We start from the raw sequence: 1,595 nt of genomic DNA, 5'->3' as shown, positions 1-1,595 counted from the left end.
CGTGCGCTATGCCGACGGTATGAGGTACCCCGATGGTGGCGGGCTGACCGCCGAGGAGCGGGCCCGGCGGGAGCGGGTGCGGCTGGCGGCGGCCGAGTGGATCGAAGAAGGGGCCAGCGACCGGGAGGTGGCGGCCCGGTTCCGGGTGACCCGGATGTCGGCCAACCGATGGCGGCGCGCCCTGGCTGCCGGTGGCCGGTCGGCGCTGGCCTCCAAGGGCCCGGGTGGCGGGCGCTGCCGGCTCGGCCCCGCCCAGCTCGACGAGTTGCAGGCGCTACTCGACGCCGGCCCGGCGGCGTGGGGCTGGGCGGATCAGTGCTGGACGCTGCCGCGCATCGCCGCGGTCGTCCGCGAGCGGTTCGGCGTGGACTACAGCCTGCCGGGGCTGGATCTGCTGCTGCACCGCATGGGGTGGAGCGTGCAGGTGCCCGCCCGGCGAGCGACCGAGCGCAACGAAGAACAGATCACCGCGTGGCGCGAGGCGACCTGGCCCGAGATAAAAGGAAGGCGGCGGACCTGGGCGCCTGGCTGGTCTTCGAGGACGAGTCCGGCCAGGGGCTGAGGCCGCCCAAGGGGCGTACCTGGGGCCGGCGGGGGTGCACCCCGGTGGTGCGGGTGACCGCCCAGAACAGCCCGCGGCTGTCGCTGGCCGCGCTGCTGGCCACCAAGCCCGGGCACCGGCCCCGGCTGATCTACCGCACCCACTCCAGCCGCCGATCCGGCGGCCGACGCGAGAGCGGCCGGCGCAAGAGCCTGACCGAGGCCGACTACGCTGCCCTGCTCGACGCCGCCCACCAGCAGCTCGGCGGACCGATCGTGCTGGTCTGGGACAATCTGAACACCCACGTCAGCGCCGCGATGGCCGAGAGCATCGCGGCCCGGCTGTGGCTGACGGTGTACCGGCTGCCGCCGTATGCCCACGACCTGAACCCGGTCGAGCCGGTGTGGTCGCACCTGAAGCGATCGCTGGCCAACCTCACCAAGCACAACCTCACCGAGCTCACCGCGCTGGTGAAGACCCGGCTGAGACGGATGCAGTACCGCCCCGCGCTGTTGGCCGGCTTCCTCGCCAGCACCGGGCTCGACCTCGGCCCTGTGTAACCCTCGCCGCTAATGATCTTTAATCGCCCATAACGGCAACATCGTGGCAACCAGCCACCATTATTACTCACGCTGGAACGCCAAACGCGGTGCCAGCAAGTTCGCCAAGGCCAACAGCCTTGAGGTCCGCCAGTTCGGGGTCCGCTCTGTATGAGCGAGCGTTCCCCCAGCAACCATACTGAAGAACAGCTGGTCGCTCATGAGATTGCCACGGCACGGGAAGAGGGCCGCGAGATCAGCGACGCCGCCGCCCGGATGATCGCCCACTGGGCCCGCGGACTGAAGGGCAGCGCATTGCGCACCTTCGAGGAGACCGGCGCGATAGACCGGGACCGCATAGCCGAGGAGTACGTCGCCGTCTACGGCGCGGATGACCTCAGCGACTTCGAGCGTCTGACGTTGGACACGTTCGGGACCTACCTGCTGCACGCCGAGGGCGTCGATGAGCAGGGCAACCGCGGCCCGGTGGACGGCTGGGTGGAGCGCACGCAGTG

General features: G+C 70.7%; 2 protein-coding genes. Both read left to right on the top strand.

Annotated features, from left to right (window positions below):
- The first annotated feature begins 19 nt into the window (after positions 1 to 19).
- Positions 20 to 1,101, top strand: a protein-coding gene (locus VLJ82_RS21235; protein ID WP_422653732.1) for an IS630 family transposase whose coding sequence is annotated in 2 segments (ribosomal slippage) — positions 20 to 503 and positions 503 to 1,101 — 1,083 coding nt in all. Because the reading frame shifts where the segments join, the coding sequence is not laid out codon by codon here.
- Between the two features lie 150 nt (positions 1,102 to 1,251).
- On the top strand, positions 1,252 to 1,595 hold a 344-nt coding region (locus VLJ82_RS19760), incomplete at its 3' end, for a hypothetical protein (RefSeq protein ID WP_408665082.1).

Source organism: Jatrophihabitans sp. (genome assembly GCF_035474675.1).
GTDB lineage: Bacteria > Actinomycetota > Actinomycetes > Mycobacteriales > Jatrophihabitantaceae > Jatrophihabitans_A.
This window is presented reverse-complemented; position numbering and strand designations above follow the sequence as displayed.